This is a genomic window from Deinococcus multiflagellatus (assembly GCF_020166415.1).
Lineage (GTDB): Bacteria > Deinococcota > Deinococci > Deinococcales > Deinococcaceae > Deinococcus > Deinococcus multiflagellatus.
Map to the genome: position 1 here is coordinate 1 of NZ_JAIQXV010000002.1, position 23,338 is coordinate 23,338.

Annotated in this window: 24 protein-coding genes; 12 read left to right on the top strand and 12 right to left on the bottom strand. The window is 68.7% G+C overall.

What is annotated here, in order from left to right; all coding sequences use genetic code 11:
• From K7W41_RS02995 to mqnE, 4 genes are all read right to left on the bottom strand, one after another.
• A partial coding sequence (locus tag K7W41_RS02995) for a hypothetical protein (protein ID WP_224604581.1) occupies positions 1-765 on the bottom strand: 765 nt, incomplete at its 3' end.
• Between the two features lie 214 nt (positions 766-979).
• Positions 980-1,852 (bottom strand): menaquinone biosynthetic enzyme MqnA/MqnD family protein, encoded by an 873-nt coding sequence (locus K7W41_RS03000; RefSeq protein ID WP_224604585.1) that lies wholly within the window; start codon positions 1,850-1,852, stop codon positions 980-982.
• A gap of 121 nt (positions 1,853-1,973) precedes the next feature.
• Positions 1,974-2,312 carry a nuclear transport factor 2 family protein gene (locus K7W41_RS03005; RefSeq protein WP_224604589.1) on the bottom strand — a complete coding sequence of 113 codons (339 nt, stop codon included), beginning with the start codon at positions 2,310-2,312 and terminating at the stop codon, positions 1,974-1,976.
• Positions 2,313-2,315: 3 nt separating this feature from the next.
• A complete protein-coding gene (mqnE, locus tag K7W41_RS03010) occupies positions 2,316-3,458 on the bottom strand; it encodes an aminofutalosine synthase MqnE (RefSeq protein WP_224604592.1) in 1,143 nt (380 codons plus the stop codon).
• 110 nt (positions 3,459-3,568) lie between these two features.
• Here mqnE and K7W41_RS03015 point away from each other — a divergent pair, with 110 nt between their 5' ends.
• From K7W41_RS03015 to K7W41_RS03025, 3 genes are all read left to right on the top strand, one after another.
• The gene (locus tag K7W41_RS03015; protein WP_224604593.1) at positions 3,569-4,597 is read left to right on the top strand and encodes a GGDEF domain-containing protein; all 1,029 of its coding nucleotides are present in this window, start codon (positions 3,569-3,571) and stop codon (positions 4,595-4,597) included.
• 85 nt (positions 4,598-4,682) lie between these two features.
• Positions 4,683-5,009 carry a DUF3006 domain-containing protein gene (locus tag K7W41_RS03020; protein ID WP_224604594.1) on the top strand — a complete coding sequence of 109 codons (327 nt, stop codon included), beginning with the start codon at positions 4,683-4,685 and terminating at the stop codon, positions 5,007-5,009.
• The gene (locus tag K7W41_RS03025; protein ID WP_224604595.1) at positions 5,006-6,079 is read left to right on the top strand and encodes a ComEC/Rec2 family competence protein; all 1,074 of its coding nucleotides are present in this window, start codon (positions 5,006-5,008) and stop codon (positions 6,077-6,079) included. Before K7W41_RS03020 ends, K7W41_RS03025 begins: the two co-directional genes overlap by 4 nt.
• A 66-nt stretch (positions 6,080-6,145) precedes the next feature.
• Here the strand turns inward: K7W41_RS03025 and K7W41_RS03030 are convergent, their stop codons facing one another.
• On the bottom strand, positions 6,146-7,030 hold the full coding sequence (locus K7W41_RS03030) for an RluA family pseudouridine synthase (RefSeq protein ID WP_224604596.1): 885 nt from the start codon (positions 7,028-7,030) through the stop codon (positions 6,146-6,148).
• Positions 7,031-7,537: 507 nt separating this feature from the next.
• Here K7W41_RS03030 and K7W41_RS03035 point away from each other — a divergent pair.
• Positions 7,538-8,281 carry an FAD-dependent oxidoreductase gene (locus tag K7W41_RS03035; protein ID WP_224604597.1) on the top strand — a complete coding sequence of 248 codons (744 nt, stop codon included), beginning with the start codon at positions 7,538-7,540 and terminating at the stop codon, positions 8,279-8,281.
• Positions 8,278-9,270 carry a tRNA (guanine(46)-N(7))-methyltransferase TrmB gene (gene trmB / locus K7W41_RS03040; protein WP_224604598.1) on the top strand — a complete coding sequence of 331 codons (993 nt, stop codon included), beginning with the start codon at positions 8,278-8,280 and terminating at the stop codon, positions 9,268-9,270. Before K7W41_RS03035 ends, trmB begins: the two co-directional genes overlap by 4 nt.
• A gap of 96 nt (positions 9,271-9,366) precedes the next feature.
• Here trmB and K7W41_RS03045 read toward each other — a convergent pair whose 3' ends face one another.
• Positions 9,367-9,753: a hypothetical protein gene (locus tag K7W41_RS03045; protein ID WP_224604599.1), complete on the bottom strand. Its 387-nt coding sequence runs from the start codon at positions 9,751-9,753 to the stop codon at positions 9,367-9,369.
• Between the two features lie 237 nt (positions 9,754-9,990).
• Here K7W41_RS03045 and K7W41_RS03050 point away from each other — a divergent pair, with 237 nt between their 5' ends.
• The 3 genes from K7W41_RS03050 to K7W41_RS03060 all read left to right on the top strand — a co-directional run bounded on the left by K7W41_RS03050 (position 9,991) and on the right by K7W41_RS03060 (position 11,788).
• The gene (locus K7W41_RS03050) at positions 9,991-10,287 is read left to right on the top strand and encodes a hypothetical protein (protein ID WP_224604600.1); all 297 of its coding nucleotides are present in this window, start codon (positions 9,991-9,993) and stop codon (positions 10,285-10,287) included.
• Between the two features lie 46 nt (positions 10,288-10,333).
• Positions 10,334-11,257 carry a methyltransferase domain-containing protein gene (locus tag K7W41_RS03055; RefSeq protein WP_224604602.1) on the top strand — a complete coding sequence of 308 codons (924 nt, stop codon included), beginning with the start codon at positions 10,334-10,336 and terminating at the stop codon, positions 11,255-11,257.
• 78 nt (positions 11,258-11,335) lie between these two features.
• Positions 11,336-11,788, top strand: a complete 453-nt coding sequence (locus tag K7W41_RS03060) for a hypothetical protein (protein WP_224604604.1) — start codon at positions 11,336-11,338, stop codon at positions 11,786-11,788.
• 54 nt (positions 11,789-11,842) lie between these two features.
• Here the strand turns inward: K7W41_RS03060 and K7W41_RS03065 are convergent, their stop codons facing one another.
• Genes K7W41_RS03065 through K7W41_RS03075 form a run of 3 tightly spaced genes read right to left on the bottom strand, consistent with a single transcriptional unit; the run spans position 11,843 to position 15,234 of the window.
• The gene (locus K7W41_RS03065) at positions 11,843-12,277 is read right to left on the bottom strand and encodes a response regulator (protein WP_396114965.1); all 435 of its coding nucleotides are present in this window, start codon (positions 12,275-12,277) and stop codon (positions 11,843-11,845) included.
• 5 nt (positions 12,278-12,282) lie between these two features.
• A complete protein-coding gene (locus tag K7W41_RS03070; protein ID WP_224604609.1) occupies positions 12,283-14,553 on the bottom strand; it encodes a PAS domain-containing sensor histidine kinase in 2,271 nt (756 codons plus the stop codon).
• 15 nt (positions 14,554-14,568) lie between these two features.
• Positions 14,569-15,234, bottom strand: coding sequence for a response regulator transcription factor (locus K7W41_RS03075; protein WP_107137083.1), 666 nt, complete (start codon positions 15,232-15,234; stop codon positions 14,569-14,571).
• 253 nt (positions 15,235-15,487) lie between these two features.
• Between K7W41_RS03075 and K7W41_RS03080 the strand changes: the two genes are divergently transcribed.
• The gene (locus tag K7W41_RS03080; protein WP_224604611.1) at positions 15,488-17,167 is read left to right on the top strand and encodes a ribonuclease J; all 1,680 of its coding nucleotides are present in this window, start codon (positions 15,488-15,490) and stop codon (positions 17,165-17,167) included.
• A gap of 63 nt (positions 17,168-17,230) precedes the next feature.
• Here the strand turns inward: K7W41_RS03080 and K7W41_RS03085 are convergent, their stop codons facing one another.
• Both K7W41_RS03085 and K7W41_RS03090 read right to left on the bottom strand, forming a co-directional pair.
• A complete protein-coding gene (locus K7W41_RS03085; RefSeq protein ID WP_224604612.1) occupies positions 17,231-17,407 on the bottom strand; it encodes a hypothetical protein in 177 nt (58 codons plus the stop codon).
• Positions 17,408-17,504: 97 nt separating this feature from the next.
• Positions 17,505-17,900, bottom strand: a complete 396-nt coding sequence (locus K7W41_RS03090; RefSeq protein ID WP_224604613.1) for a hypothetical protein — start codon at positions 17,898-17,900, stop codon at positions 17,505-17,507.
• A 258-nt stretch (positions 17,901-18,158) separates the two neighbouring features.
• Between K7W41_RS03090 and clpP the strand changes: the two genes are divergently transcribed.
• From clpP to lon, 3 genes are all read left to right on the top strand, one after another.
• A complete protein-coding gene (gene clpP / locus K7W41_RS03095; RefSeq protein ID WP_224604614.1) occupies positions 18,159-18,761 on the top strand; it encodes an ATP-dependent Clp protease proteolytic subunit in 603 nt (200 codons plus the stop codon).
• On the top strand, positions 18,758-19,966 hold the full coding sequence (gene clpX, locus K7W41_RS03100; protein WP_221091111.1) for an ATP-dependent Clp protease ATP-binding subunit ClpX: 1,209 nt from the start codon (positions 18,758-18,760) through the stop codon (positions 19,964-19,966). The genes clpP and clpX overlap by 4 nt, the downstream gene beginning before the upstream one ends.
• A gap of 132 nt (positions 19,967-20,098) precedes the next feature.
• Positions 20,099-22,534 (top strand): endopeptidase La, encoded by a 2,436-nt coding sequence (lon, locus tag K7W41_RS03105; protein ID WP_224604615.1) that lies wholly within the window; start codon positions 20,099-20,101, stop codon positions 22,532-22,534.
• A 109-nt stretch (positions 22,535-22,643) separates the two neighbouring features.
• Here the strand turns inward: lon and K7W41_RS03110 are convergent, their stop codons facing one another.
• Positions 22,644-23,144, bottom strand: a complete 501-nt coding sequence (locus K7W41_RS03110; protein WP_224604616.1) for a DUF3105 domain-containing protein — start codon at positions 23,142-23,144, stop codon at positions 22,644-22,646.
• Positions 23,145-23,338: the final 194 nt, after the last annotated feature.

Below are 23,338 nucleotides of genomic sequence, written 5' to 3' on the forward strand. Positions count from 1 at the left end.
GACGTTACCCAGGGGCTGGGCTCTTTTCCCGGCCAGCGGCAACCAGGGAAAGTGCCAGCGCAGGTACGCCTGCACAATGGCCTCGCGGGTCGGGGCGGTGTGCACGACCTCTATCTCGCTGTAGCCCCCCTGTCTCAGCAGGCTGAACCCGCCGTCCATCTCCACCATGAGGGGCAGCGGTCTGTCGGCGGGGGTCCGGTGGATATGTCGCTCGCTCCAGCCCGTCGCGCAGGCATAGGCCGCCACCTGCTCGGCCGTGACGGGAAAGGCCCGGCGCAAATCCTCGCTGGTCAGCTCCCTCCAGGCCTGGACTGGCAGGCCGTACAGTTGAGCCGCCGTGTGGGCGGGCGCTGTGCCGCCCAGTAGCACTTTGCAGGCTTCGACCTCGCCCAGCTGCCGCTGCAATTGAAGCGGCGGTGCAGGACGCAGGGCCGGCAGGCGGCACTGGGCGCGCCCAGCCCCGACCGTGACGGGGCCTGCGGGAACTCGCCGGGGCAGACGGGTGGTCAGGTCATGCCACTGTTCTTCGCCCTGCTGCGAACGTGTGACGGCACAGAGAGGAAGCGGAATGGTGTGGCCCGGCACCTGAAGCCAGAGGGTCAGGTCTTTGGGGGTAGGTGCAGACGGGGGTGAAATCTGCAGGCGCAGGTGCAGGTCTTTGCCCAGCTGCGGCTGTTCGGTGATCAGCCGCAGCCGTCGGCGCGGGCGGGGCGCTGGGGCCGGTGAAGGCTCAGGCGAGGTCTTGCGCAGTGACTGGGCCGGCACCCTGTGCACTGCCTGCCAGGCCCCCCAGCCTATCGCCAGGAGCCCTGCGCCAAGGACCGCCCAGGCCAGTGGCGCCCCCGGCTGGCTCAGCACGCCCACGCCCCCCAGTGTTCCCACCACAAGACCGCCGCTCAGCACCGGGTTCAGCGCGGTCCAGGTGCCAGGGGGCGGCGTTTCGTTCCGCTGTCCCTGAGCCTGCCGAGTCCGCCGGCGTTCAGTGCGTGGGTTCATAGGGCCGGCGGGCCGCCACCGGCCCCGGCCGGGGCCCAAAGGTCAGCTCGGCGTGGCCCGGTACGGCCTTGGCGGCGAATTCGTGCAGGCCCAGACGATCCGGCGCTTCCAGGTGGTAGCGGAAGTTCCACAGGTAATGCTGCACCACGCGCTCCGGCAGCCCCAGGCGCGGGGCGTGGCGCCGGGCCACGGCGGCGAGGTGCCCCAGGCCCTCCCGGCGGGCCTCGCGCATGGCCTGAATCAGCGCCGGGGGTGGGGGGTTGTCCTTGCGGTAGGCCCACACGGCAAAGGTGAAGGGGTGCCCGGTCAGGTCAAACCACGCGCAGGCCAGGTCCGTCACGGTGATGCCCCGGCCGGTGTTGGGCAGGCTGGTCATGGTGGTCTGCGGGGTTAGCGGCCCGGCCACGCCATACCACTCGCGCAGGGCGCTGTCGCCAATGCGCAGCACGCCGTCGTAACCCCCCTTCAGCAGCGTCTCGGCGTCGCCCTCGGCGCGCTCCAGCACTGGGCTCAGGCCCCACTCGCGCAGCAGCACCTCCAGCAGCGCCACGCTCATGGCCGACTGCGCGGTCAGGGCAATGCGGCGCACCTGGCGCAGGGGCCGCGTGTGAAACAGGTTCACCGAATACACCGGCCCCAGCACCGCCACGCTGAAATCCGGCAGGGCTTCCAGAATGTCGGCATGGCGAATGAACTCGACCGCGCTGATGTTGGCGATGTCCACCCGCCCCGACAGCAGCGCCGCGTTCATCTCGGTGGGCACGCCCGTGATGGCCGTGACGCCAGATGGCAACGCCAGGGTGTCAAGAATGGGGGCCACGTTGGTGTAGTGAATCCAGCCGGCGCGGTAGGTCATAGCGCACCTGCGGTGCGCGTTGATGGGTGAAGGTTGAAGGTGGATGGAGAAAATCCCTGCGCAAGGCCAGAGGTGCCTACCGACCCCTCCATCAACCATGAACCATCAACCATCACCCCCCTCACGGCACCACCTGCACACTCACGGCCTGCCACCCTCCCTCTCGGCGGGCATACACGCGCAGGAAACTTTGCACGCGCTCGCCGCCGGCGTACAGGGTGCCCCGGGTAATGGCCGCGTCGCCGTACACGCGGCTGGCGTGGCGCTCGAAAATCAGGCCGGGGGGCGGGGTGCGGTTCATGTTGGCCAGCAGGTCGGCCTTGAACACGGCGGTGCCGTCGGGGAAAAAGGCCAGCCAGTCCTCGGCCAGTACGGCGGCCATGCGCGCCGGGTCGCCGTGGTGGTAGGCCGCGTTCCAGGCGTCGTCCAGGGCCAGCACGGCGTCCAGGTCGGTGCCCACGGCTCAGTCCGCCGCTTCCGCGCTGCGGGGAAAGGTTTCGAGTTCATGGTAGTAGGCGTCGCGCAGCACTGGCACGCGCCCGGCGTGCTGAATCATGCGGATCATGCCCGCCTGCGACAGTGCCATGGGGCTGGTGGCCCCGGCGGCGTGCGCAATGTGCTCTTCCTGAATGGTGCCGTCAATGTCCGACACGCCCCAGTCCAGGCTCACCTGGGTCAGCTCCGAGCCGATCATCACCCAGTAGCCCTTGATGTGCGGGAAGTTATCCAGGTAGATGCGCGCCACGGCGAGATTGCGCAGGTCGTCCAGGCCGGTGGTGAAATCGGTCTTGCCCAGGTTCTGTGCCAGGGTGTTGCCCAGCGGCTGAAAAGCCAGCGGAATAAAGGCGTGAAAGCCGCCGCCGTATCGGGCCACCGAGTCGTCTTGCAACTCGCGCAGGCGGTGCATGTGGTCCAGGCGCTCTTCCAGCGTTTCGATGTGCCCATAGAGCATGGTGGCGTTCGTGCGCATGCCCAGCGAGTGGGCCTCGGCGTGAATCTGCAGCCACTTCTCGGCCTTGACCTTGTTTTTGGCGACCTGTTTACGGACCCGGTCGGCAAAGATCTCGGCGCCGCCGCCGGGCATGGCCGCCAGCCCGGCCGCCTGCAACTCGCGGAGCACCTCCAGGGTGGGCTTTTTGCTGATCTTGCTGAGGTGCTCGATTTCGGCGGCCGTGAAGGCCTTGACCTGCAGGTCCGGGTAGGCCTCACGCAGGCGCTGCACCATTTCCGGGTAAAAGGCCCAGGGGTGGTTGGGGTGGTGTCCGCTGCTCATGTGCAGTTCGGTGATGCCGGGCAGGTAGCGCCGCCCCACCTCGGCCACCACTTCTTCGGGGCTGTAGTCCCAGGCGCGCGCCTCGCCCTTGCGGGCGGCAAAGGCGCAGAAGGTGCAGCCCACGTAGCAGATGTTGGTGAACTCCAGGCGCATGGAGTGCACGAAGTACACCTTGTCGCCGTGCAGCGCCCGCTTGCGCCAGTCGGCCAGGCGCATCAGGGTGTTCAGGTCGCGGGTTCTGAACAGCTGCATGCCTTCGTCAAAGCTCAGTCGGGCCCCGGCCTCGACCTTCTCGGCAATGGGGGCCAGCGCCGGATCGGAGAGCCACTTCATGGGGGCAGGATACGCGCAGGCGGGGGCTGAAAATGTCCCCCTGCCCCCGGTGAACGCCCCCGGGGGCAGGGGGCGCAGCCTGCTCCGCGCGTGCCACAATGGGCGCCAAGGTGAGCACCCCCACCGCCGACGCCCAGCGGCAGATTGCCCGGTACCGTTCCCTGGTGCAGGTCACGGCGGCCCTGGCCCGGCACGCGCGCACCCCGGACCTGCTGCGCACCATGCACGTGGAGGTGCAGCGCCTGTTTGCCATGCCCGTGACCCTGCTGGCGCGGCGCACCCCGGAGGGCGGCTGGCACTGCCTGACCCTGGAAAGCCACAACATGGCCGAGCAGGTCCTGGCCCCGCGCCGCGACGGCCTGCTGGAGCGCGTGCTGGGCGGCACGCTGCGCCTGGAAAACGACCTGCCGGCCTACCTGCAGCGCGAGGGCCTGGGGGTGGTGCGGGTGCACTACCGCCACGATCTGCCGCACACCATGTCCTGGATGGGCGTGCCGCTGCAGGTGGGCGGCGAGGACGTGGGGGTGCTGTCGGTGCAGAGCTACGACCTGCACGCTTTTGTTCCCGAGGACCTGGAATTTCTGGAGCTGCTGGGCGTGCACCTCAGCGTGGCGCTGGAAAACGCGGCCCTGCACGAGCGCATTGAGCGCGAGGCCCGCACCGATCCCCTGACCGGCGTGGCCAACCGCCGCCACTTTACCGAGCAGGCCCAGGCCACGCTGCGCCGAGGCACGCACGGGCCGCCCTGCACCCTGGCGGTGGTGGACGTGCAGGAATTCAAGGTCATCAACGACACCTACGGGCATCTGGCCGGCGATCAGGTGCTGGTGGTGCTGGCGGGCTTGCTGCGCGACCTGGGGCCCGGCAACCACGCCTTCCGGCTGGGCGGCGACGAATTCGCCGCGCTGCTGCCCCTGCCACTGCCCCGCGCCGAGGCGCAGCTGGACGCGTGGCTGGGGCAGGTGGCGGCGGCCGCGTGGCCGGTGCCCCAGCCGCCACGCCTGAACGTGGGGTTGGCCGCCGCGTGGCCCGGCGCCACCCTCAGCGAGTGGCTGCGCGAGGCCGACGCACGGATGTACCGCGCCAAGCGGCGGCGCACCCCCCGCCTGCTGGACCTGGAAGCGGACGACGGCAGCTGACCCCTGCCCGCCGTGGCCCCGCCCACATCCCTAAATCCACCCCGGACCACGCCCAGGCCCGGTGGCGCTGCGCTACGCTGAGAACATGACCCAGAGGAGTGATCCGGCACAGACAGAACTGCCCGCCGAACGCTGGATCGTGGACGGCCTGGAAGCCACGCCGCGCGGCCCGGTGGCCCGGCTGGAGCGGCCCGACGGCCGCACGGTGGTGCTGCCGCTCACCCAGCTGCCGGACGGGGTGAAAGAAGGCGACGTGCTGGCCCTGCACGACGGCCCGGACGGCGCGCGGCTGCTGCCCCTGCCCGGCGAGACGGCCGCGCGCCGCGCCGCCGCCCAGGCTGCGCTGGACACCCTGAACGAGGCGGGACGCGGCGCCCTGCCCCTGAACGATGACGGGGAGATCACGCTGTGAGCGGCGGGGACAAGCCCACGCCGAAGAAGCCCGCTGCCCGCGCGGCGAAGAAGGCGGCCGGCGACCACGGAAAAGCGCCAGCGGCGGCCAGGAAACCCGCCGCGAAACCAGCCGCCCCCCGGACCAGCCAGACCCCCACCCCAGGCCGCGCGGCGCGCGCCCCGAAACGCCGCGCCGGCCGTGGGCCCAGCCCCTCAGACCTGCTGGGGGTGCTGGTGCTGCTGGGCACTGTGGGGCTGGCGGCCTGCGGCTGGATGCGCCAGCAGGGCGGCACTGAGGGGGGCGGCCAGCCCGCCCCGGCGCAGCCCGGCGGCGAGGTGGTGATCCGCTTTCTGGACGTGGGCCAGGGCGACGCCATTCTGATCCAGAGCCCTGAAGGCAAGACCCTGCTGATAGACGGTGGCCGCAGCAGTGAGCGGATGCGCGAGCACTTAAAAGCCCTGGACGTGAAGAGCCTGGACCTGATGGTGGCCTCGCACGCCGATGCCGACCACATCGCCGGGCTGGTGCCCGCCGCTGCCCTGAAGCCGCGCGTGTTTATCAACAATGGCCTGGGCGGCACCACCCAGACCTGGGAGCGGCTGGTTGCGGCCCTGCAGGACGCTGGCACCACCTTTACCAAGGCCAGCAACCAGACGGTCAACCTGGGCAGCGTGAAGCTGCGCGTGGTGGCCCCGCCCCCCGGTATGGGTGACGACCAGAACGAGAACAGTGTGGGCATCGCCTTGCAGTTCGGCGCCTTCCGCGCCCTGATGACCGGCGACAGCGAAACGCCCGAAACCGAAGGTTGGCTGGCCCAGGAACGCGACGACCTGAAGGGCCCTTTTCAGGTGTACAAGAGCATTCACCACGGCGCGGCCAATGGCGACAGCGCCGCGTGGCTGGCGAATGTGCGCCCCGAGAACGTGGTCATCAGCGTGGGCACGCCCAACTCTTACGGGCACCCCACCCAGAAGGCGCTGGCCCTGTACAAGCAGGCGGGCGCGCGGGTATACCGCACCGACCGCCAGGGCACCGTGACCTTCCGGGGCCGGGCCGACGGCACCTACACCGCCGAAACCGAGCGCTAAGTCTCTCGCCGTTGATCTGAAGACTAACCAAGCGGACGAAGACAGCGGCGCCGCAGCGCGAGGGCCCTAACGCAGTTCGGGGGGTGGCGGGGCTTCCAGGGTCAGGGGCTCGCCGGTCAGCGGGTGGGTGAGGCTCAGGGTCCAGGCGTGCAGCGCGTAGCCCAGGTCGCCGGGCAGGCCCGGCAGGTCTGAGTGCGGCGTGCCGCCGGGGCCATACAGCGGGTCGCCCACCAGCGGGTGCCCAATGCTGGCGAGGTGAATGCGGATCTGGTGGGGCCGTCCGGTGTGGATCTGCACGTCAAAGAGCGTCTGCCCCGGGCGGCGCTGCCGGACCTGGGCGTGGCTGAGCGAGGCCTTACCCCCCGCCGAGGCGGCATGCACCGTGCCCAGGCGGGGGTGGGGCACCGGGCCGATGGGCGTGGTGATCGTAAAGGCGTCCTGCGCGGCCTCGCCCTGCGCCAGCGCGCGGTAAACCTTGCGCACCTCATGTTCGCGCCACGCCTGGGCCAGGGCCGAGCCCGCCGCCCCCGTGCGGGCAAACAGCACCAGCCCCGAGGTGCCGCGCCCCAGGCGGTGCAGCGGGTGGGCGCCGGGGAAGTCCTGCTGCACCAGGGTCAGGAGGGTATGGGCCAGAAAGCCGCCGCCCGGCAGGGTGGGCAGACCGGCCGGCTTATGGACCGCCAGCAGGCCCTCGTCCTCGTGGAGCACGGCGTAGTGCAGGGGCGCGGCCTCCTCCTGCCAGGGGGGGCGGTGCCAGGTCACCGTCTGTCCGGGGCGCAGGGGCTGGTCATGGGTGAGGCGCACGCCGTCCACCTCCAGTTCGCCCCCCTGCAGGCGCGCGGCCCAGGTGGCGGGGCCAGAGTGGCGGTATTCGTGGCTGAGAAAGGCCAGCACGCCGGGCCAGGGGCGGTGAACCTGGGTTCGGTAGGCGTAGCCGGGGTTGGGGGGCATGGGGGTAGGGTAGAGGGGCGGGGGGGTTGTTGGATGACGGTTGCTGGTGGCTTTGCCCCACCCCCCAGCCCCCTACCCCAGAGGGGCAGGGGGAGCGGCGCTGCGCTGGCAAACGTTGACTGACGATGCGGGGCGGCCCGGCTTCGTCCCGCGCTGTACGCCGTGGCCTTTCTCCGCCCATCGCCCCACGCCCGCGCGCTGCGCGCACGACGGCTTCGTTTGGACTTGGGCGGGAGAGGGGCAAGCGGTCTTGGTGCGGCCTAGAAGGTTCTACTTTTGAACAGATAGGGTGGTGTTTCGACCCTCTCCCCCCGTGGGACTCGAAGAGCTGCGCCGCAGAGAGGGCCTTGCGCAGCAAGGGGTGGCTCGAAGAGCTGCTTGCAGAGGGGGCCCACAGACCACCTAAGCCGCCCACCACCCACTCTCCTCTTTTCCCGCGCCCCGCCTCCTTCTTTTCCCACTTCCCACACCCCACTCCCCACACCCCATTCCCCTACACTGGCCCCCATGTTTGGTCCCGCCTCTCCCCGAAGCCGCCCGCAACCCGGGCACCTGTACGACGTGGCCGTGGTGGGTGCCGGGCTGGCGGGCACGGAACTCGCGTGGCGGCTGGCGCACGCTGGGCAGGATGTGCTGCTGGTCTCGCAGGCCCTGGACCACCTGGGCAACCTGTACCAGCCCACCACGCAGGGCGTCACCTTTCCGGCCGGCAGTCTGTTCGAAGAGGTCCGCGCGGGTATGGTGCAGGGCACCGACGGCTGGACCTTTCACCGCCTGCTTAAGGCGCGCATTGAGGAAACCGCCGGCATTCACCTGCTGCAAAGCACCGTGACCGCGCTGGACGAGGAAGACAGCGAGGTGGTGCTCTCCACCTGGGAAGGGCCAAAGCTGCGCGCCCGGCAGGCGGTGCTGGCGGTGGGGGCCTTCCTGAAGGGGCGGCTGCTGGTGGGCGACACGATGGAAGAAGCCGGGCGCCTCTCTGAAGTGGCCTACGACTTTCTGGCCGACGACTTGGCGCGCAGCGGCGTGTGGCTGGTGGGCCAGGAGCGCCGCGCCGAGGGCGAGGGCGTGGAGCCCCCCTACGACGTGCGCTTTCTGGTGCCGGCCCCGGGCGAACTGGACGGCTTCCGGGTGGGCCGCTTTGAACGGGTACGGATGCTGGGCCAGTGCACCCCCGGCGAGCACACGTACGCCAGCGTGCTGGAAGGCGCCGCGCGGCTGGCCGCCGAACTGCTCGAGGAGCGCGCATGATTTTCCGCCTCTCGGATTTTCAGTTTCCAGACCATGCCGCGCGCCTGTACCCCGACACGCCAGAGCGCCCCTGGGTGCTGGAGGTCGGCTTTGGCGACGGCCGCTTCTGGCCGCACTTTGCCGAGACGTTCGCAGAAGCGCCCAATTACCTGGGGGTGGAACTCTCGGGGGTGTCCCTGCTCAAGGCGCACCGCCGCCTGAAAGCCGCCGGGCTGACGAACGCCATCCTCACCAAAATGCCCGCCGACGTGCTGGTGCGCGAGGTGGTGCCGCACGCCGGGCTGGACCTGATCGTGGTCAATTTCCCCGATCCCTGGCCCAAAGCCGGGCACACCGACCACCGCCTGCTGCGCGCCCCCTTTTTCCAGCTGGCCGCCAGTCGCCTGAGGCCGGGGGGTGCTTTGCTCCTCACCACCGACCACGACGAGTATTTCGCCTTTGCCTGCGCCGAGGCCGAAGCGAGCGGCGTGATGCGCGTGGACCTGGGCCCGCCGCCCCCGGCCGCCCTGGAAACCAAATACGCCCTCAAGTGGCGCGATCTGGGCCTGGGCGTGAACCACGCCCGCTTCGTGCCGGTGGCCCACGCGCCGGTGCCCCACGGCGAGACCGCTGCCTACCCCAATTCCCCCACCCCGGAGACCCCCGTGCCCCACGCCGTGCTGACCCTGCCCGCCACCTTCGAGCCCCAGACCTTCGAGAAAGTCACCCAGCGCAGCCCCCAGGGGCGCGGCCCCGAGTGGACCGTGGTGCTGCTGGAGCTGTATCAGGGCCTGCGGCGCGACGGCTGGGTGGCCCTGGCGCATGTGGTGGAAGGCGAGCTGACCCAGGAGGTGCTGGTGGGCATCACCGCGCGCGAGGACAGCACCCATCTGGTGCGGCTGGCGAAGTTTGGGGGCCCGATCATCACCCCGGGGGTAAAGGCTGCTGTGGGCACCGTGACCGGGTGGCTGGAAAGCCAGGGCGCCGTGGTCAAGCACCGGGGGTATTAGAGCGGTTGGCCCTGGCCTGGGGGCATCTCTTGACTGTCCCGCCGTGACTGCGCCTGCCCAAGAGAAGAGGCAAGGCGGATTTTGACGACGGCCGGGCTAGAGGCCCGCTGTCGCCTCCCGGTACGCTGCCTGCACCTGTTTCAACCCGGGGGCCAGGGCCAGCGCCCGCAGCAGCGGCCCCTCAATCCGGAGCACCCCGCCCGTCATGGCGGCCACTGGGTTCAGGTCGCCGCGCCAGAAGGCGTGGGCAGCCTTGCCACTCAGCACAAACGTAAGGTCAGCGGGGCCCTGCCGGGCGGCGGCGCCGCTGCGTATCTGACTCTGCCCGCTGCGGCCGTCCACCAGCACACAGGCCTCCGGCTCTGTATGCACAAAGCGCAGGGCCAGCCGCGCCTGGGCAGGGCCGGGGTCGGCGGCGCGCAGGAAGACAGCGGTCAGCCGCGCTTCAAGCTCGGCGCCTGTGTGGGGCCAGGAAGGAGACATAAGGTCAGGTCAGCGTGATCGCCCGGCCATGACCGTCAGAAGTGCTGCAAAGTGGCGGCTGGGCGCGGCAAAAAGCACGGTCGCTTGGCGCTTCATGAAGCGTGCGCGCCTACACTCGCCCCACCCAGGGCTGTGGTTTGCTGCGCAGGCAGGACAGAGGCAACGAAGCCGCTCGGCGTGCGCCCAGGCGCCGGCCCAGCGGGTCCCGTTCCCTGCCCGCTTTCAGGAGGTGTTGCCATGAACCAGCAGTTGCAGCAGACCCTTCAGGCCCTGTCGGGCGGTCTTCAGGGCGTGCCCGCCAGCGCGGCCGTTCAGAACGTCACGGCGTGGCATGAGACCTTAGGCGGTGTCCCCGGCGCCGAAACCGTGGTGGAGCATCTGGCCAGCCTGAAGTCGGCCCTGGAAAGCGGCGATCTGGCCGGCGCCGCTGCCCTCCTGCCCGACCTGGGCGCCGCCACCGAGTCGCTGGCCGCCGACGCCCCCGAGGCCGACCAGGACGGCCTGCGCCAGCTGGCCGCCGCCCTGCAGGGCTAAGCCACCCGCACGCCCAAGCGCAGGCCCCGTCTATCCTGGCGGGGCCTTGACCCGTTTTGCTCCGCTGCACTTCACCCACGAGCCCCTGAGCGCCATCCTGCCCGCCGTGCGAGAGCGCCTGCGCGCAGGGGGCGAGGTGCAGTTCACCGTGCCCGACCCGGACCTGGGGCTGGGGCTCTACGCGGGCGAGGCCACCCCACACGGCCGCCACCGTCCCTGGGCGGTCTGGGCCGATCTGGCCGATCTGCTGGGCGCGCATCTGCTTACCCCACAGCCGGCGGGCCCGGGGCGGGTGCGCGTGACCCTGCGCACCTGGGCCCCCACGCCCGACCCCGACGCCGGGGGCTACGGCCCGGCGGGCACCTGGGGCCGGGTGGATAAACTGGAAGACCCGGTGTTTCTGGCCACCTTTGTGGAGGCCCTGCGCCGGGTGGACCCCCCGCCGGGTGGGCGGGTGCTGGCGCTGGGCGTGAATGCGGGCCGCGAACTGGACGCCCTGGCGCTGGCTTTTCCCGGGCGCGAACTGGACGTGGTGGGCATAGACCTGCAGGCAGACGCGCTGGCGGCGGCCCAGGCCCGCTGGCCCCAGGCCCATTTTCTGGCCCTGGACGTGAATGCCCTGCCCGCCAGCCTGGGCCGCTTTGACCTGGTGCTGGCCCTGAGCCTGCTGCAAAGCCCCGGGGTGGTGCAGGACGTGCTGCTCGCCCGCCTGCGCCGCGAGCACCTGACCCTGGGGGGCGGCCTGATTCTGGGCTTTCCCAATGCCCGCTACCGCGACGGCACCCTCAGCTACGGCGCCCGCATGCGCAACTACGCCCGCCCGGACCTGAGCCTGCTGGCCGCTGACCTCACGAATGCCCGGCGCGGCCTGCAAAAGCACGGTTACAAGGTCTTTGTGACTGGCAAGTACGAGGTGCTGCTCACTGCCATTCCGGCGGGCCGGCGCACGCCGCTTGAGCTGGAGCTGTAGGCAGGTCGGCTGCCAGGCCTCTTCCGGGCGCACATCTGCCCACCGTCTCTTCACGATTGCGCTAGGGTGTGCAGCCGTATGCGCGCCCTGTTTTTACTGCCCGCCCTGTTTCTTGCCGCCTGTGCCCCCGCCGCCACCGGCCCCGAAGACCTGCAAGGCCCCCTGGCTGAAGGCGAACGCTGGACCATCACCGGCTTTGACCAGAACAACGACCCGATGAACGGCGAAGTGGTGGTGCCCAAGACCCCCCGCTACGACCGCCTGGACCGCGATTGGACCTACAGCAGCGGCCGGTCGCTGATCTTCTACACAGAAGCCACGCGCTATTTCCAGGTGCAGGACATTCGCGACCCGCTGCGCATCCTGGTGTGCATCGTGCGCCAGCCCTACGATGCCAACATTCGCGAGTACGCGGGCGTGAGCGTGGCGGGCGCCCGGGACGAGCTGAAGGCGGTGTTCGCCAAGCTGAGTGGCAGCGGCACGCAGCTGGTGGGCGGCGACTGCACCGTTCAGCGCGAAGCGGGGAACTGAGCGTAAAGAGGAGGGGCCCCGGCAAGCGCTTGCTGGGGCCCCCTCCCTCTGCCGCTACACGCGCGGCGGAAAGCGCACGAAGGTGAGCCAGAAGGCCTCGAAAGCGCGCATGGCGCCCAGAAAGTTCTCGAAGCCCACGGGTTTGACCACGTAGCCGCTGGCGTGGCGCTCGTAGGAGGAGCGCACGTCGTCGTCGGCCTGGCTGGTCGTGAGCATCACCACCGGAATGCTGCGCAGCTCGGGATCGGCCTTCAGCTCTTCGAGCACCTCCAGCCCCGTCTTGCGCGGCATGTTGATGTCCATCAGGATCACGTCGGGGCGGGGGGCCTGGGCGTGTTCGCCCTCGCGGCGCAGGAACCGCAGGGCTTCGACGCCGTCGCGCGCCACATGCATGCGGTTGGGCACCCGGGAATCCTCAAAGGCTTCCAGGGTCAGCAGGACATCGGGCTCGTTGTCTTCAACAAGCAGAATTTCAATAGGAGCAGACATGGCGGTCATGGTGTGGGCACCCCCGGCAGAAGCACATGAAACGTACTGCCCTGTCCAGGCACAGACTCGACCCAGATGCGCCCGCCGTGGTGCTCCGCAATCTTACGGCAGATGGCCAGCCCCATGCCGTTGCCCGCAAAGGTGTCGCGGTGGTGCAGGCGCTGGAAAATCTCGAAGACCCGGGCGTGGTACTCCGGGGCGATGCCAATGCCGTGGTCACGCACCCGCAGGTGCACAAAGTGGCCCTCCTGCGCGGAGGACACGTGCACCTGGGGCGGCTGGCCCGGCGCATGGAACTTCAGGCCGTTGCCCACCAGATTGGTCAGCAGCTGAATGAGCAGCGAGGCGCGCCCCAACACCCGGTGCGGGGTGTCCCAGCTCAGCGTGCCGCCGCCCTGCAAGCTGCCCTGCAGGTTGGCGGCGACCGCCTGCAGCAGCTCGTCCAGGGCCAGGGGGGTGGGGGGCGCGAGCTGCCGCCCGGTGCGGGCAAAGGCCAGCAGGTCCTGAATGAGGCTGCGCATGCGCTCCACCGCCGCCTGCGTGAACTGCAGGTACTGCCCGGCGCGGTCGTCCAGTTGTCCCGCGTAGCGCCGCGAGAGCAGCTCGGTGTAGCTGCCGATGGTGCGCAGCGGTTCTTGCAGGTCGTGCGAGGCCACGTAGGCAAACTGCTCCAGGTCGTGGTTGCTGCGCTCCAGGTTCTCGATCATCTCGTGCAGCTGCGCGCGCGCCTTTTCCTGCTCGGTGATGTCCTGCACCATCACCACGGCGCCGCTCACCTGCCCCTGCGCGTCGTGGGTGGGCGTCACCACGTACCCCACGGGCACGGCGCGTCCAGAGGCGTGCCACATCACGTCGCGCTCGGTGCGCCGGGTCTGGCCGTCTTGCAGGGTCTGGTGAATGGGGCACTCGGGCAGCAGGTAGGGGCGCCCGTCTTCGTGGTGGTGGTGCACCAGCGCGTGCTGCGCCTGCCCAATCATCTGCTCCACGCTGTAGCCCAGCATGCGCGCCGCCGCCGGGTTGGCAAAGGTGGTCACGCCCTGGGCGTCCAGGCCAAAAATGCCCTCGCCCGCCGCCGTGAGCAGCAGCGTGGAAAAGCGCGTGACCTGCGCGAGTTCGGCCGTGCGGTCCTGGACCCGCTGTTCCAGCGCCGCGTTGGCGTCCAGCAGCAACTGCTGCGCCGCCTGCAACTCGGTGACGTCCGTGTTGGTGCCCACCCACTCCAGAATCTGGCCCTGTTCGCCGCGCACCGGCACGCCGCGCGCTTCCATGGGCACGTACTGGCCGTCGGCGCGGCGCACCCGGTACGACACGCTGTAGCCGCTGCGGGTGTCCACCGCCCGCTGCCACGCGGCCAGGGCGCGCGCGCGGTCATCCGGGTGCAGGGCCTGCGTCCAGCCCCCGGGGCTGTACTGCTCGGGGGTCTGGCCGGTAAAGGCTTCCCAGTCCGGTTGCGGCGGCACAAAAGCGCCGTCGGGCCGGGCCGTCCACACCACCTGGGCGGTGGCCTGCACCAATGAGCGAAAGCGCTGCTCGCTGGCCCGCAGGGCCTCTTGCGCCGCGCGCAGTTCGGTGACATCGGCAAACACGGTGGTGACCTGCTTGGGCGCTGGGTTCCCTGCGGCAAAGCGCGGAATCGCCGAGACGTCCAGCCAGCGCCACGTCTCGCTGGGCGGGTGAAAGATGCCCATGGGCACGTGGTGCAGGGCCACGCCGCTGCGCAGCGCCTGCATGGCAGGGTGGGTTTCTCCGGGAAAGGGCGAGCCGTCCGGGTGAATGGCCTGCCAGCGCGGGTCCAGGGAGTCGCGGCCGGTCAACTGGTCCAGGCTTAGGCCCAGAACGGCGGTGGCGGCGTGGTTGGCCTGCAAAATGCGGCCGTCCGGGGCCTGCACCGCCATGCCCAGGTGCAGGCTGTCCATCAGCTCCATGGCGACCTCCAGGGGGTCGCGCGCCACATGCAGGTGCACCAGCGCGCCCCCCCCTGCGGGCGCCACTGTCACCAGCGCCGGGGCCACGGTTTCCAACAGCCGCACGGTGACCTGCGCGCTGTGTCCGGCCATGGCCTGCTGCGCGGCGGCGCGCAGCGCCTCGGCGCTGGCGGCGTCAAACAGCGCGCTCCAGTCGCCCTGCGCCGAGACGCCCCCAATGCGCTCGCGGGCGGCGCGGTTTAGGGCCACGTGCCCGTCGGGGCCCATCCAGGCCACAGGGTCGGGCAGGGCCGCCAGCAGCGCCCCGGCGTCCAGGCCCGAAAAGGCCTCATCACCCAATGTGGGGGTCAACGGTGGGGTCCCGTGTCAGCCGCGCAGGGCGTAGCCCACGCCGCGCACCGTGCGCAGCAGCCCGTAGCCGTCCAGGTCGCGCAGCTTGGCGCGCAGGTTGGCCATGTGCACGTCTACCACGTTGCTGCCCTCGGGCAGGCGGCCCTGCCAGATATCCTGGCCGATTTCCTGGCGCGAGTACACGCGCCCCGGCTGGCGAATCAGCAGGGCCAGGATGTCGAACTCCTTGGGCGACAGGCGCAGTTCGTCGCCCTTGTAGGTCACCAGGCGCTTTTGCGGGTCCAGGGTCAGGTCGCCCATGGTCAGGCTCTCGGTGGTGCGCTGGCGCAGCTGCACCTTCACGCGCGCCAGCAGTTCATCGGGGTGAAAGGGCTTGATCAGGTAGTCGTCGGCGCCCAGGCCCAGCAGGCGCACCTTTTCTTCCACGGTGTCGCGGGCGGTCAGCACAATAATCGGCACGGCGCTGTTCTTGCGCAGTCGCTGCACCACGTCGCCGCCGTCGAAGTCGGGCAGGCCCAGGTCCAGCAGAATCAGGGTGGGCTGATCCTCGCGGGCCTTGATCAGGCCGTTCATGGCGCTGTCGGCGTGGTCCACCTCGAAGCCGGCGTCCGTCAGGTCCATGCGCAGGACGTTGGCAATGTCCAGATCGTCCTCGATGACAAGAATGCGTTGCGTGCTCACGCCCCCGATGATACCGCTTCATGAAGCGGGTCTTCACGCGCCTGCCCGCGCGCTGCGGGGCCCCGCGCCCATGCCCCTGCCGGGGGGTGTGCTAGCTTGAACGTACCGCGTCTCTGGACCCAACCTGCCCGGCAGGCTGGCCCTGAGCGACACAATCCATCCTCCCCCTGGCCGTGCCACTGCGGCCCCGCCTTCTCTCACAACCCGCCTGCAGCACGGACCCTGGCTTCAGGCGCGGACGTACGGAGTGTTCATGAGCAACCCCAGCAAGGCCCGCCCCGAGGGTTCGGCCCCCCCCGCCCCCCACCTCGAAGTGATTCCGCTGGGCGGCATGGGCGAGATCGGCAAGAACATCACCGCCTACCGCTACGGCGACGAAATTATGGTGGTGGACGCCGGTTTGGCCTTTCCCGACAGCCACCAGATGGGCATTGACCTGATCATCCCCCGCATTGATTACCTGCAGCAGCACGCCGGGCTGATTAGGGGCTGGATTCTCACCCACGGCCACGAGGACCACATTGGCGGCCTGCCGTACATCCTGCCCCGGCTGCCCAAGGTGCCGGTGTACGGCGCGGGGCTGACCCTGGGCCTGGTGCGCGAGAAACTCAGCGAATTCGGTATCCGCGACGTGGACACCGACCTGCGCGAAGTGCAGATGGGCGACAAGGTGCGCATTGGGACCCACTTTCAGGTGGAATTCCTGCGCATGACCCACTCCATTCCCGATAACGCCGGGTACATCCTGACCACCCCGGCGGGCGTGGTGCTGCACACCGGCGACTTCAAGCTGGACGAGGAACCCAGCGACGGCCGCCCCAGCGATCTGGCACGCATTGAGCAGGCGGGCAAAGACGGCGTGCTGCTGCTGATTTCCGACTCCACGAACGCTGAGCGCCCCGGGCGCAGCGTGAGTGAGGCGGAAGTGGCGCGCAACCTCGAACAGCTGATCGCCAGCTGTAAGGGCCGCGTGTTCCTGTCCACCTTTGCCTCGAACGTACACCGCATGCAGAACATCGTGCAGATTGCCCACCGCCTGGGCCGCCGCGTGGTGCTCGAAGGCCGCAGCATCCTGAAATACGCCCAGGTGGCCCAGAGCGTGGGCTACATGGAGCTGCCCGAGCCCTTCCTGACGAACGACGAGGTGGGCACGCTGCAGGACCAGCAGGTGCTGTACATCTGCACCGGCTCGCAGGGCCAGCCCATGAGCGTGCTGCCGCGACTGGCCTTTGGCAACCACGCCAAGATTGCGCTGCGCCGGGGCGACTCGGTGATTCTGAGCAGCAACCCCATTCCCGGCAACGAGGAAGCGGTGAATCTGGTCATCAACCGCCTCTACGAGATCGGCGTGGACGTGTATTACCCGCCGGCCCACAAGGTGCACGCCTCGGGGCACGCGTCTCAGGAGGAACTGGCCACCGTGCTGAACCTGGCGCGGCCCAAGTTCTTCCTGCCCTGGCACGGCGAGCCACGCCACCAGATCAACCACGCCCGGCTGGCCCAGACGCTGCCTCGCCCCCCCAAGCGCACCCTGATTGCCAAGAACGGCGACATCGTGCGCCTGGGCCAGGACGAGTTCAAGGTGACGGGCACAGTCCCTGCCGGCGCGGTGTACGTGGACGGCCTGGGCGTGGGCGACATTGGCGACGACGTGCTGCTGGACCGCGTGAACATGAGCCAGGAAGGCATCCTGATCATGACGGCGGTGCTGCACCCCACGCCCCATGTGGAAATCGTCTCGCGCGGCTTTGTGCGCGCCAACCGCGAGCTGGACAACCAGATTCGCAAGGTGGCGCTGGACGCGGTGGACCAGGGCATGCGCGAGAAAAAGCGTCTGGAAGACGTGCGCGACGACATGTACGGGGCCGTGCGCCGCTTCGTGCGCAAGGTGACTGGCCGCAACCCGGTGCTGATTCCGCTGATCGTGGACTGAGGGGAAGAAAGGAGAAGGCGCGCCAGACAGTTGCTGGCGCGCCTTTTGCTGAATACGACCGGCTTACTCCTCCACCACCGTCGTGGTTGTGGTGGTCTGGGTCACGGCGGGCTGGGGCGCTGGCTGCTCTTCCTGCCGCACCTCGTGGCGCTCGTGGTGGGTCTCGGTGCCGGTCATGGGGTCGCGGGTTTCGGTCACTTCGGTGACCTCGGAACGCTTGGCGGTGTCGTCTGCGTGCATGGCTGACCTCCTGGGAATGAATTGAGGGCCTTAGCGTACTGCGGCCCCGCGCTCGCCCGGCCTCAGATAAACCCTTGCGTAAGCCCGCGCGAAGGGTTCAGGCCTGGCGCGCTTCCCAGCGGGCGCGGAAGGCCTCTTCGGCGGCGCCCAGCTGTGCCAGGGCCGGTGCCCGTTCGGCTAGAGGCAGCAGCGCTTCAAGGACGAGGGCAGCGCGGCGAAAGGGAAGAAACAAGCTGGGCGAGACCAGCATCAGTGGCTGATAGTCCTCAGCCATGAAAGCCAGGAGGCCTGCTGGCGTGCCGACACGGTTGAGAAACGGGAGCAGGGCTTGACGGCAACTCGCCTCTAGTTCTGTGGCCACACGGTCAATCTTGGTTTCTGTGGCTTTTGCAGGCAGAAGCCACCTGTCGGGCTGGGCGGGGTCTAAACGGTGCGGCACACTGCGGAAACCCAGCTCAAGATGCTCGCCGCCGTGAACCACATGAAAGGTCATGCGGCCCAGAACGTTGAAAAAGCAGCCGTTCTGACGCTGGCTGACGTGGTATTCGAGAGCTTGAGTCCCGTACCCCACCCGTCGCTGGAAGACTGGGCCCCAGGTCCCCGCTTCTCCTCCCTCAAACCCCCACCCTCTCGCCTGTGCCGCCAGCCGGGCCAGCAGCGCGTCCCGGGCGCGCGTGTCGTCCGGCGCTTTCCCACCTTGACCCCCCACACTGACACTTTACTTTTTCCATCGCGTGCGATAATCGCCCCCATGAGCGTGATTCCCTACGTGATCGAGCAGACCGGGCGCGGCGAGCGGATGTACGACATCTACTCGCGGCTCCTGAAGGACCGGATTATTTTCGTGGGCACGCCGATCGAGTCCCAGATGGCCAACACCATCGTGGCGCAGCTGCTGCTGCTGGACTCGCAGAACCCCGAGCAGGAAATTCAGATGTACATCAACTGCCCCGGCGGCGAGGTCTACGCGGGCCTGGCGATTTACGACACCATGCGCTACATCAAGGCGCCCGTGTCCACCATCTGCGTGGGCATCGCCATGAGCATGGGCAGCGTGCTGCTGATGGCCGGCGACAAGGGCAAGCGCATGGCCCTGCCCAACAGCCGCATCATGATTCACCAGGGGTCAGCAGGCTTCCGGGGCAACACCCCGGACCTGGAAGTGCAGGCCAAGGAAGTGCTGCACCTGCGCGACAAGCTGGTGAGCATCTACCACAAGCACACCGACCTGCCGCACGACAAGCTGCTGCGCGACATGGAACGCGACTACTTCATGTCGCCCGAAGAGGCCCAGAAGTACGGCCTGATTGATTCCGTCATTGAAAACACCCGCGAACTGGGAGGCGTGCAATGACCAAAACCGGAGGAGACCGCTGCTCGTTTTGCGGGCGGCAACATCCGCAGATTGCCCAGCTGATTGAAGCGCCGGGGCGCGCGGCGTTTATCTGCAACGAGTGCACCGAACGGGCGCACGAACTGGTCAAGCAGAACAAGAAGTCCGGCGGGGAATTCAACCTCACCGAACTGCCCACGCCCAAGGAAATCAAGGCCTACCTCGATGAGTTCGTGATTGGGCAGGACGAGGCCAAAAAGGCCCTCGCCGTGGCCGTGGTCAGCCACTACCAGCGCCTCGCCCACCCTGACGTGAACCTGCAGAAGAGCAACATCCTGCTCATTGGCCCCACCGGCACCGGCAAGACGCTGCTGGCCTCCAGCCTCGCGGAGATGCTGGAAGTGCCCTTCGCCATCGCCGACGCCACCACCCTCACCGAAGCCGGCTACGTGGGCGACGACGTGGAAAACGTGATCGTGCGCCTGCTGCAGGCCGCCGAGTACGACGTGGCAGCGGCCGAGCGCGGGATTATCTACATCGACGAGATTGACAAGATTGCCCGCAAGAGCGAGGGCACCAGCATCACCCGCGACGTCTCCGGTGAGGGCGTGCAGCAGGCGCTGCTGAAGATCATTGAGGGCACGGTGGCGCAGGTGCCGCCGCAGGGGGGCCGCAAGCACCCGCAGCAGGAACTGGTGCAGGTGAACACCAAGAACATCCTGTTCATCGTGGGCGGCGCCTTCGACGGCATTGCCGACATTGGCCGCAGCCGCACCAACGTGCGCGCGGTGGGCTTCGGTGCCGAGCACAAGGGCGACGAGAAGGAAGAACTGCGCTTCCTGCCCGAGGACCTCGTGAAGTTCGGCCTGATTCCCGAGTTCGTGGGCCGCCTGCCGCTGGTGGTGCAGCTGCAGGACCTCGACGAAGGGGCGCTGGTGCGCATCCTCACCGAGCCGCAGGGTGCGATTGTCTCGCAGTATCAGGCGCTGTTTGGCTTTCAGGACGTGGACCTGAGCTTTACCGACGCCGCCCTGCAGGAGGTGGCCCGCCGCGCCCGCGAGCGCAAGACGGGCGCCCGTGGCCTGCGCGCGGTACTGGAAAAGGCCATGACCGACCTGCTGTTCGAACTGCCGGTGGAGGGCCTGCGCGAGCTGCGCTTTGACGCCGAACATATTGACCACCCCATGACCTTGCTTGAGTCGAAGGGACTCAAGAAGTCTGCGTAAACGCAACAGAGCTTACAGCATTCCCCCGCGCCCGTCCCTAGACTCTGGGGACACCGTGCGGGGGTGTTTTCTTCTTTTCCCTCCGCGATACACTGATCCATTCACGCGCGCTGCGCGACCCAAGGAGCAAGCATGATCTGGGAACTACCCGTCGTCGCCCTGAGAAACATAGTGATCCTGCCCGGCGTCACCATGAACGTGGACGTGGGGCGCCCCAAAAGCAAGCGGGCCGTGGACGAGGCCCAGGCCAGTGATCGCCGCGTGCTGCTGCTGACCCAGCGTGACGCCCGTACCGATGACCCCACCCGCGCCGAACTGCACGACATGGGCGTGCTGGCCGTGATCAAGCAGGTCGTGCGCATGCCCGACAACACCTATCAGGTGCTGGTCGAGGCCCAGGAGCGCGCCGCCGTGCTGGACGAGGTGCCGTCGAGCTACATGCGCGTGCGCGCGGAGACCCAGCCCACCGCCGCCGACGGCAGCCGCGAAGTCGCCGTGCTGGCCGGCGAGGTGAAGGCCGCCTTTGAGGAGTACCAGCGCCAGAACAAGAACCTGCGCCTGGACAACTACCAGCTCGAGGGCATCAAGGCCCTGACCGACGCGGGCGCGCTGAGCGATCAGGTCACGCACCACGCCACCTGGACCCCGGAAGAGAAGCAGGAGATCCTGAACGCCGTGGAACTGCGCCCCCGCCTGGAGGGCGTGCTGAAGCTGCTCTCGCGCGACACCGAGCGCTTCAACATGGACAAGAAGATCGCCGGGCGCGTCAAGGAGCAGATGGACGCCAACCAGCGCGAGTACTACCTGCGCGAGCAGATGAAGGCCATTGGCAAGGAACTGGGCGGCGGCGAGGACGGCCCCGCCGAGGTCGAGGCCCTGCGCGAGAAGATTGAAGCGGCCGGCATGCCCGACAGCGTCAAGGAAAAAGCGCTGAAGGAACTGCAGCGCCTGGAGCGCACCCCCGGCGGCAGCCCCGAAAGCACGGTCGTGCGCAACTACATTGACTGGCTGGTGGACGTGCCCTGGAACAAGCGCGACGAGGAAATCCTCGACATTGGCCGCACCCGCGAGATTCTGGACGCCGACCACTACGCCCTGGGCGATGTGAAAGACCGCATTCTGGAGTTCCTGGCGGTGCGGCAGTTGACCCACACCCCCGGCGAGACCGAGGACGCCCGCAAGGAGCGCGCGGCCGAGGAGCGCACCGACGACGCCGAACTGCGCGCGCCGATTCTGGTGCTGGTGGGCCCTCCCGGGGTGGGCAAGACCTCGCTGGGCAAGAGCATCGCGCGTTCTCTCAACCGCAAGTTCGTGCGCATGGCCCTGGGCGGCGTGCGCGACGAGGCCGAGATTCGCGGCCACCGCCGCACCTACATTGGCTCGATGCCTGGGCGCATCATCCAGGCGATGAAGACGGCGGGCGTGACCAACCCGGTGGTGCTGCTGGACGAAATCGACAAGATGAGCAGCGACTGGCGCGGTGACCCCAGCAGCGCCATGCTGGAAGTGCTGGACCCCGAGCAGAACCACACCTTCCAGGACCACTACCTGGAAGTGCCCTACGACCTGTCGCAGGTGATGTTCATCACGACGGCCAATAGCCTGCAGACCATTCCCCGCCCGCTGCTGGACCGCATGGAAATCATCCAGATTCCTGGCTACACCCAGCCCGAGAAGGTGGAAATTGCCAAGCGCTACCGCGTGCCCCGCCAAATCAAGTCGCACGGCCTGACCGGCAAGCTGGAAATCACCGACGCCGCCCTGAACCGCATCGTGGAGGAGTACACCGCCGAGAGCGGCGTGCGCAATCTGGACCGGCAGATCAGCAAGCTGGCGCGCAAGGCGGCCCGTGAACTGCTGGAACAGCCCTGGGACGGCGTGAAGGTGCTGGACGCCGCGCAGATTCCCGATTACCTGGGCGTGCCCATGCACCGCCCCGACAAGATGGAGAAAGAGCCCCAGGTGGGCGTGGCCCAGGGGCTGGCCTGGACCAGCGTGGGCGGCACCATGCTGCTGGTGGAAGCCCTGGCGACCCCCGGCACCGGCAAGATCAACATGACGGGCAGCCTGGGCGACGTGATGAAGGAAAGCGTGGCGGCGGCCGTGGCCTACCTGCGCGCCAACGCCCACCTGTACGGCGCCGACCCCGAGTTCCACAAGACTCTGGACCTGCATGTGCACTTCCCCGACGGCGCCACCCCCAAAGACGGCCCCAGCGCGGGGATCACCATTGCCACCGCTGTGATCAGCGCCGTGACCGGCCGCCCGGTGCGCCTGGACGTGGCGATGACCGGCGAGATCAGCCTGCGCGGGCGCGTGCTGCCCATCGGCGGCGTGAAGGAAAAGCTGCTGGCTGCGCACCAGGGCGGGATCCGCGAGGTCATCATTCCCAAGGACAACGAGCCGCATCTGCAGGAGGTGCCCGAGAGCATTCGCGGCGACCTGCGCATTCACACCTTCGAGCGCGTGGGCCAGGTGCTGGACCTGCTGCTGCTGCCCAAGCCCGAAACCGACGAGCCCAACATGCCCGTCCCCATGAGCAAGGGCGCCACGCAACCCGGCGCGTAAGCGAGCGAGAGAAAGCCCCCCGGTGCAATGCCGGGGGGCTTTCCTGTCTGACTCTGAGCCGTGGGCTCTGGGGGGTTGCCCCATGGCTCATGGCCCAGAGCCCACAGCCTTACTGCGTTTCGCCGTACGCCCCGCTGCACGAGGCGCCGCGTTCCGGCGCGGTGGCGCCCTGCTCGTATTTGTCGAGGAAGGCCTTCAGGCGGCTGTCGTCGGCCTTGTCCACCTTCAGCTGGGCGCCCCAGGCGCTGATGGCGACCGGCTTGTCCAGGCCCTCGTAGGGGCTGAGCAGGGTGTACGAGCGGCCCTCCACCAGCTTTTTCAGCTGATCCACCTGGGCCTGGTCCAGGTCGGGGCGGTAGGTGAGCCACACGGCGCCGTGCTCCATGCTGTGAACCGCGTATTCGTTGTACAGCGGGCGGTCGTACACGCCGCAGTTCTGCCAGCTGGCGTTGTGGGCGCCGCCCACCGGGGGGCTTTCGGCGTAGACCAGCGAGCCGGTGCGGTGGTCGCCGCCGTTGTACTTGAAGGTCTGCACGCCTTCGATGGTCTTGGAACCGCAGGCGGTGAGGGCCAGAAGGGCGAGGGGAGCCAGCAGGAACAGGCGTGTCATGGGCCCCCACAGCTTAGCGGCTGGGCATGAGGGGAAGGGCAGGGGTGGCCGCCCCCACCGCCTGGGCCCGCCCGCTGGGGGGGCGCGCCGGGCACTCCCCCACAACCGCCGCGTTTTCACATACTCTGGCAGCACCCCACGGCTGAAGGCTGGTCCGCCGCTGCAGCCCATCCCTTCCCTGGCGGGGTGGCCGC

Excerpts from the sequence above, each read along its gene's own strand:
- K7W41_RS03000 (WP_224604585.1), bottom strand. The coding sequence starts at position 1,852 with ATGACCTACCGCGCCGGCTGGATTCACTACACCAACGTGGCCCCCATT.
- mqnE (WP_224604592.1), bottom strand. The coding sequence starts at position 3,458 with ATGAAGTGGCTCTCCGATCCGGCGCTGGCCCCCATTGCCGAGAAGGTC.
- K7W41_RS03020 (WP_224604594.1), top strand. The coding sequence starts at position 4,683 with ATGACCCAGAGGAGTGATCCGGCACAGACAGAACTGCCCGCCGAACGC.
- K7W41_RS03030 (WP_224604596.1), bottom strand. The coding sequence starts at position 7,030 with ATGCCCCCCAACCCCGGCTACGCCTACCGAACCCAGGTTCACCGCCCC.
- K7W41_RS03035 (WP_224604597.1), top strand. The coding sequence starts at position 7,538 with ATGTTTGGTCCCGCCTCTCCCCGAAGCCGCCCGCAACCCGGGCACCTG.
- trmB (WP_224604598.1), top strand. The coding sequence starts at position 8,278 with ATGATTTTCCGCCTCTCGGATTTTCAGTTTCCAGACCATGCCGCGCGC.
- K7W41_RS03045 (WP_224604599.1), bottom strand. The coding sequence starts at position 9,753 with ATGTCTCCTTCCTGGCCCCACACAGGCGCCGAGCTTGAAGCGCGGCTG.
- K7W41_RS03050 (WP_224604600.1), top strand. The coding sequence starts at position 9,991 with ATGAACCAGCAGTTGCAGCAGACCCTTCAGGCCCTGTCGGGCGGTCTT.
- K7W41_RS03060 (WP_224604604.1), top strand. The coding sequence starts at position 11,336 with ATGCGCGCCCTGTTTTTACTGCCCGCCCTGTTTCTTGCCGCCTGTGCC.
- K7W41_RS03065 (WP_396114965.1), bottom strand. The coding sequence starts at position 12,277 with ATGTCTGCTCCTATTGAAATTCTGCTTGTTGAAGACAACGAGCCCGAT.
- K7W41_RS03080 (WP_224604611.1), top strand. The coding sequence starts at position 15,488 with ATGAGCAACCCCAGCAAGGCCCGCCCCGAGGGTTCGGCCCCCCCCGCC.
- K7W41_RS03085 (WP_224604612.1), bottom strand. The coding sequence starts at position 17,407 with ATGCACGCAGACGACACCGCCAAGCGTTCCGAGGTCACCGAAGTGACC.
- K7W41_RS03090 (WP_224604613.1), bottom strand. The coding sequence starts at position 17,900 with ATGACCTTTCATGTGGTTCACGGCGGCGAGCATCTTGAGCTGGGTTTC.
- clpP (WP_224604614.1), top strand. The coding sequence starts at position 18,159 with ATGAGCGTGATTCCCTACGTGATCGAGCAGACCGGGCGCGGCGAGCGG.
- clpX (WP_221091111.1), top strand. The coding sequence starts at position 18,758 with ATGACCAAAACCGGAGGAGACCGCTGCTCGTTTTGCGGGCGGCAACAT.
- lon (WP_224604615.1), top strand. The coding sequence starts at position 20,099 with ATGATCTGGGAACTACCCGTCGTCGCCCTGAGAAACATAGTGATCCTG.
- K7W41_RS03110 (WP_224604616.1), bottom strand. The coding sequence starts at position 23,144 with ATGACACGCCTGTTCCTGCTGGCTCCCCTCGCCCTTCTGGCCCTCACC.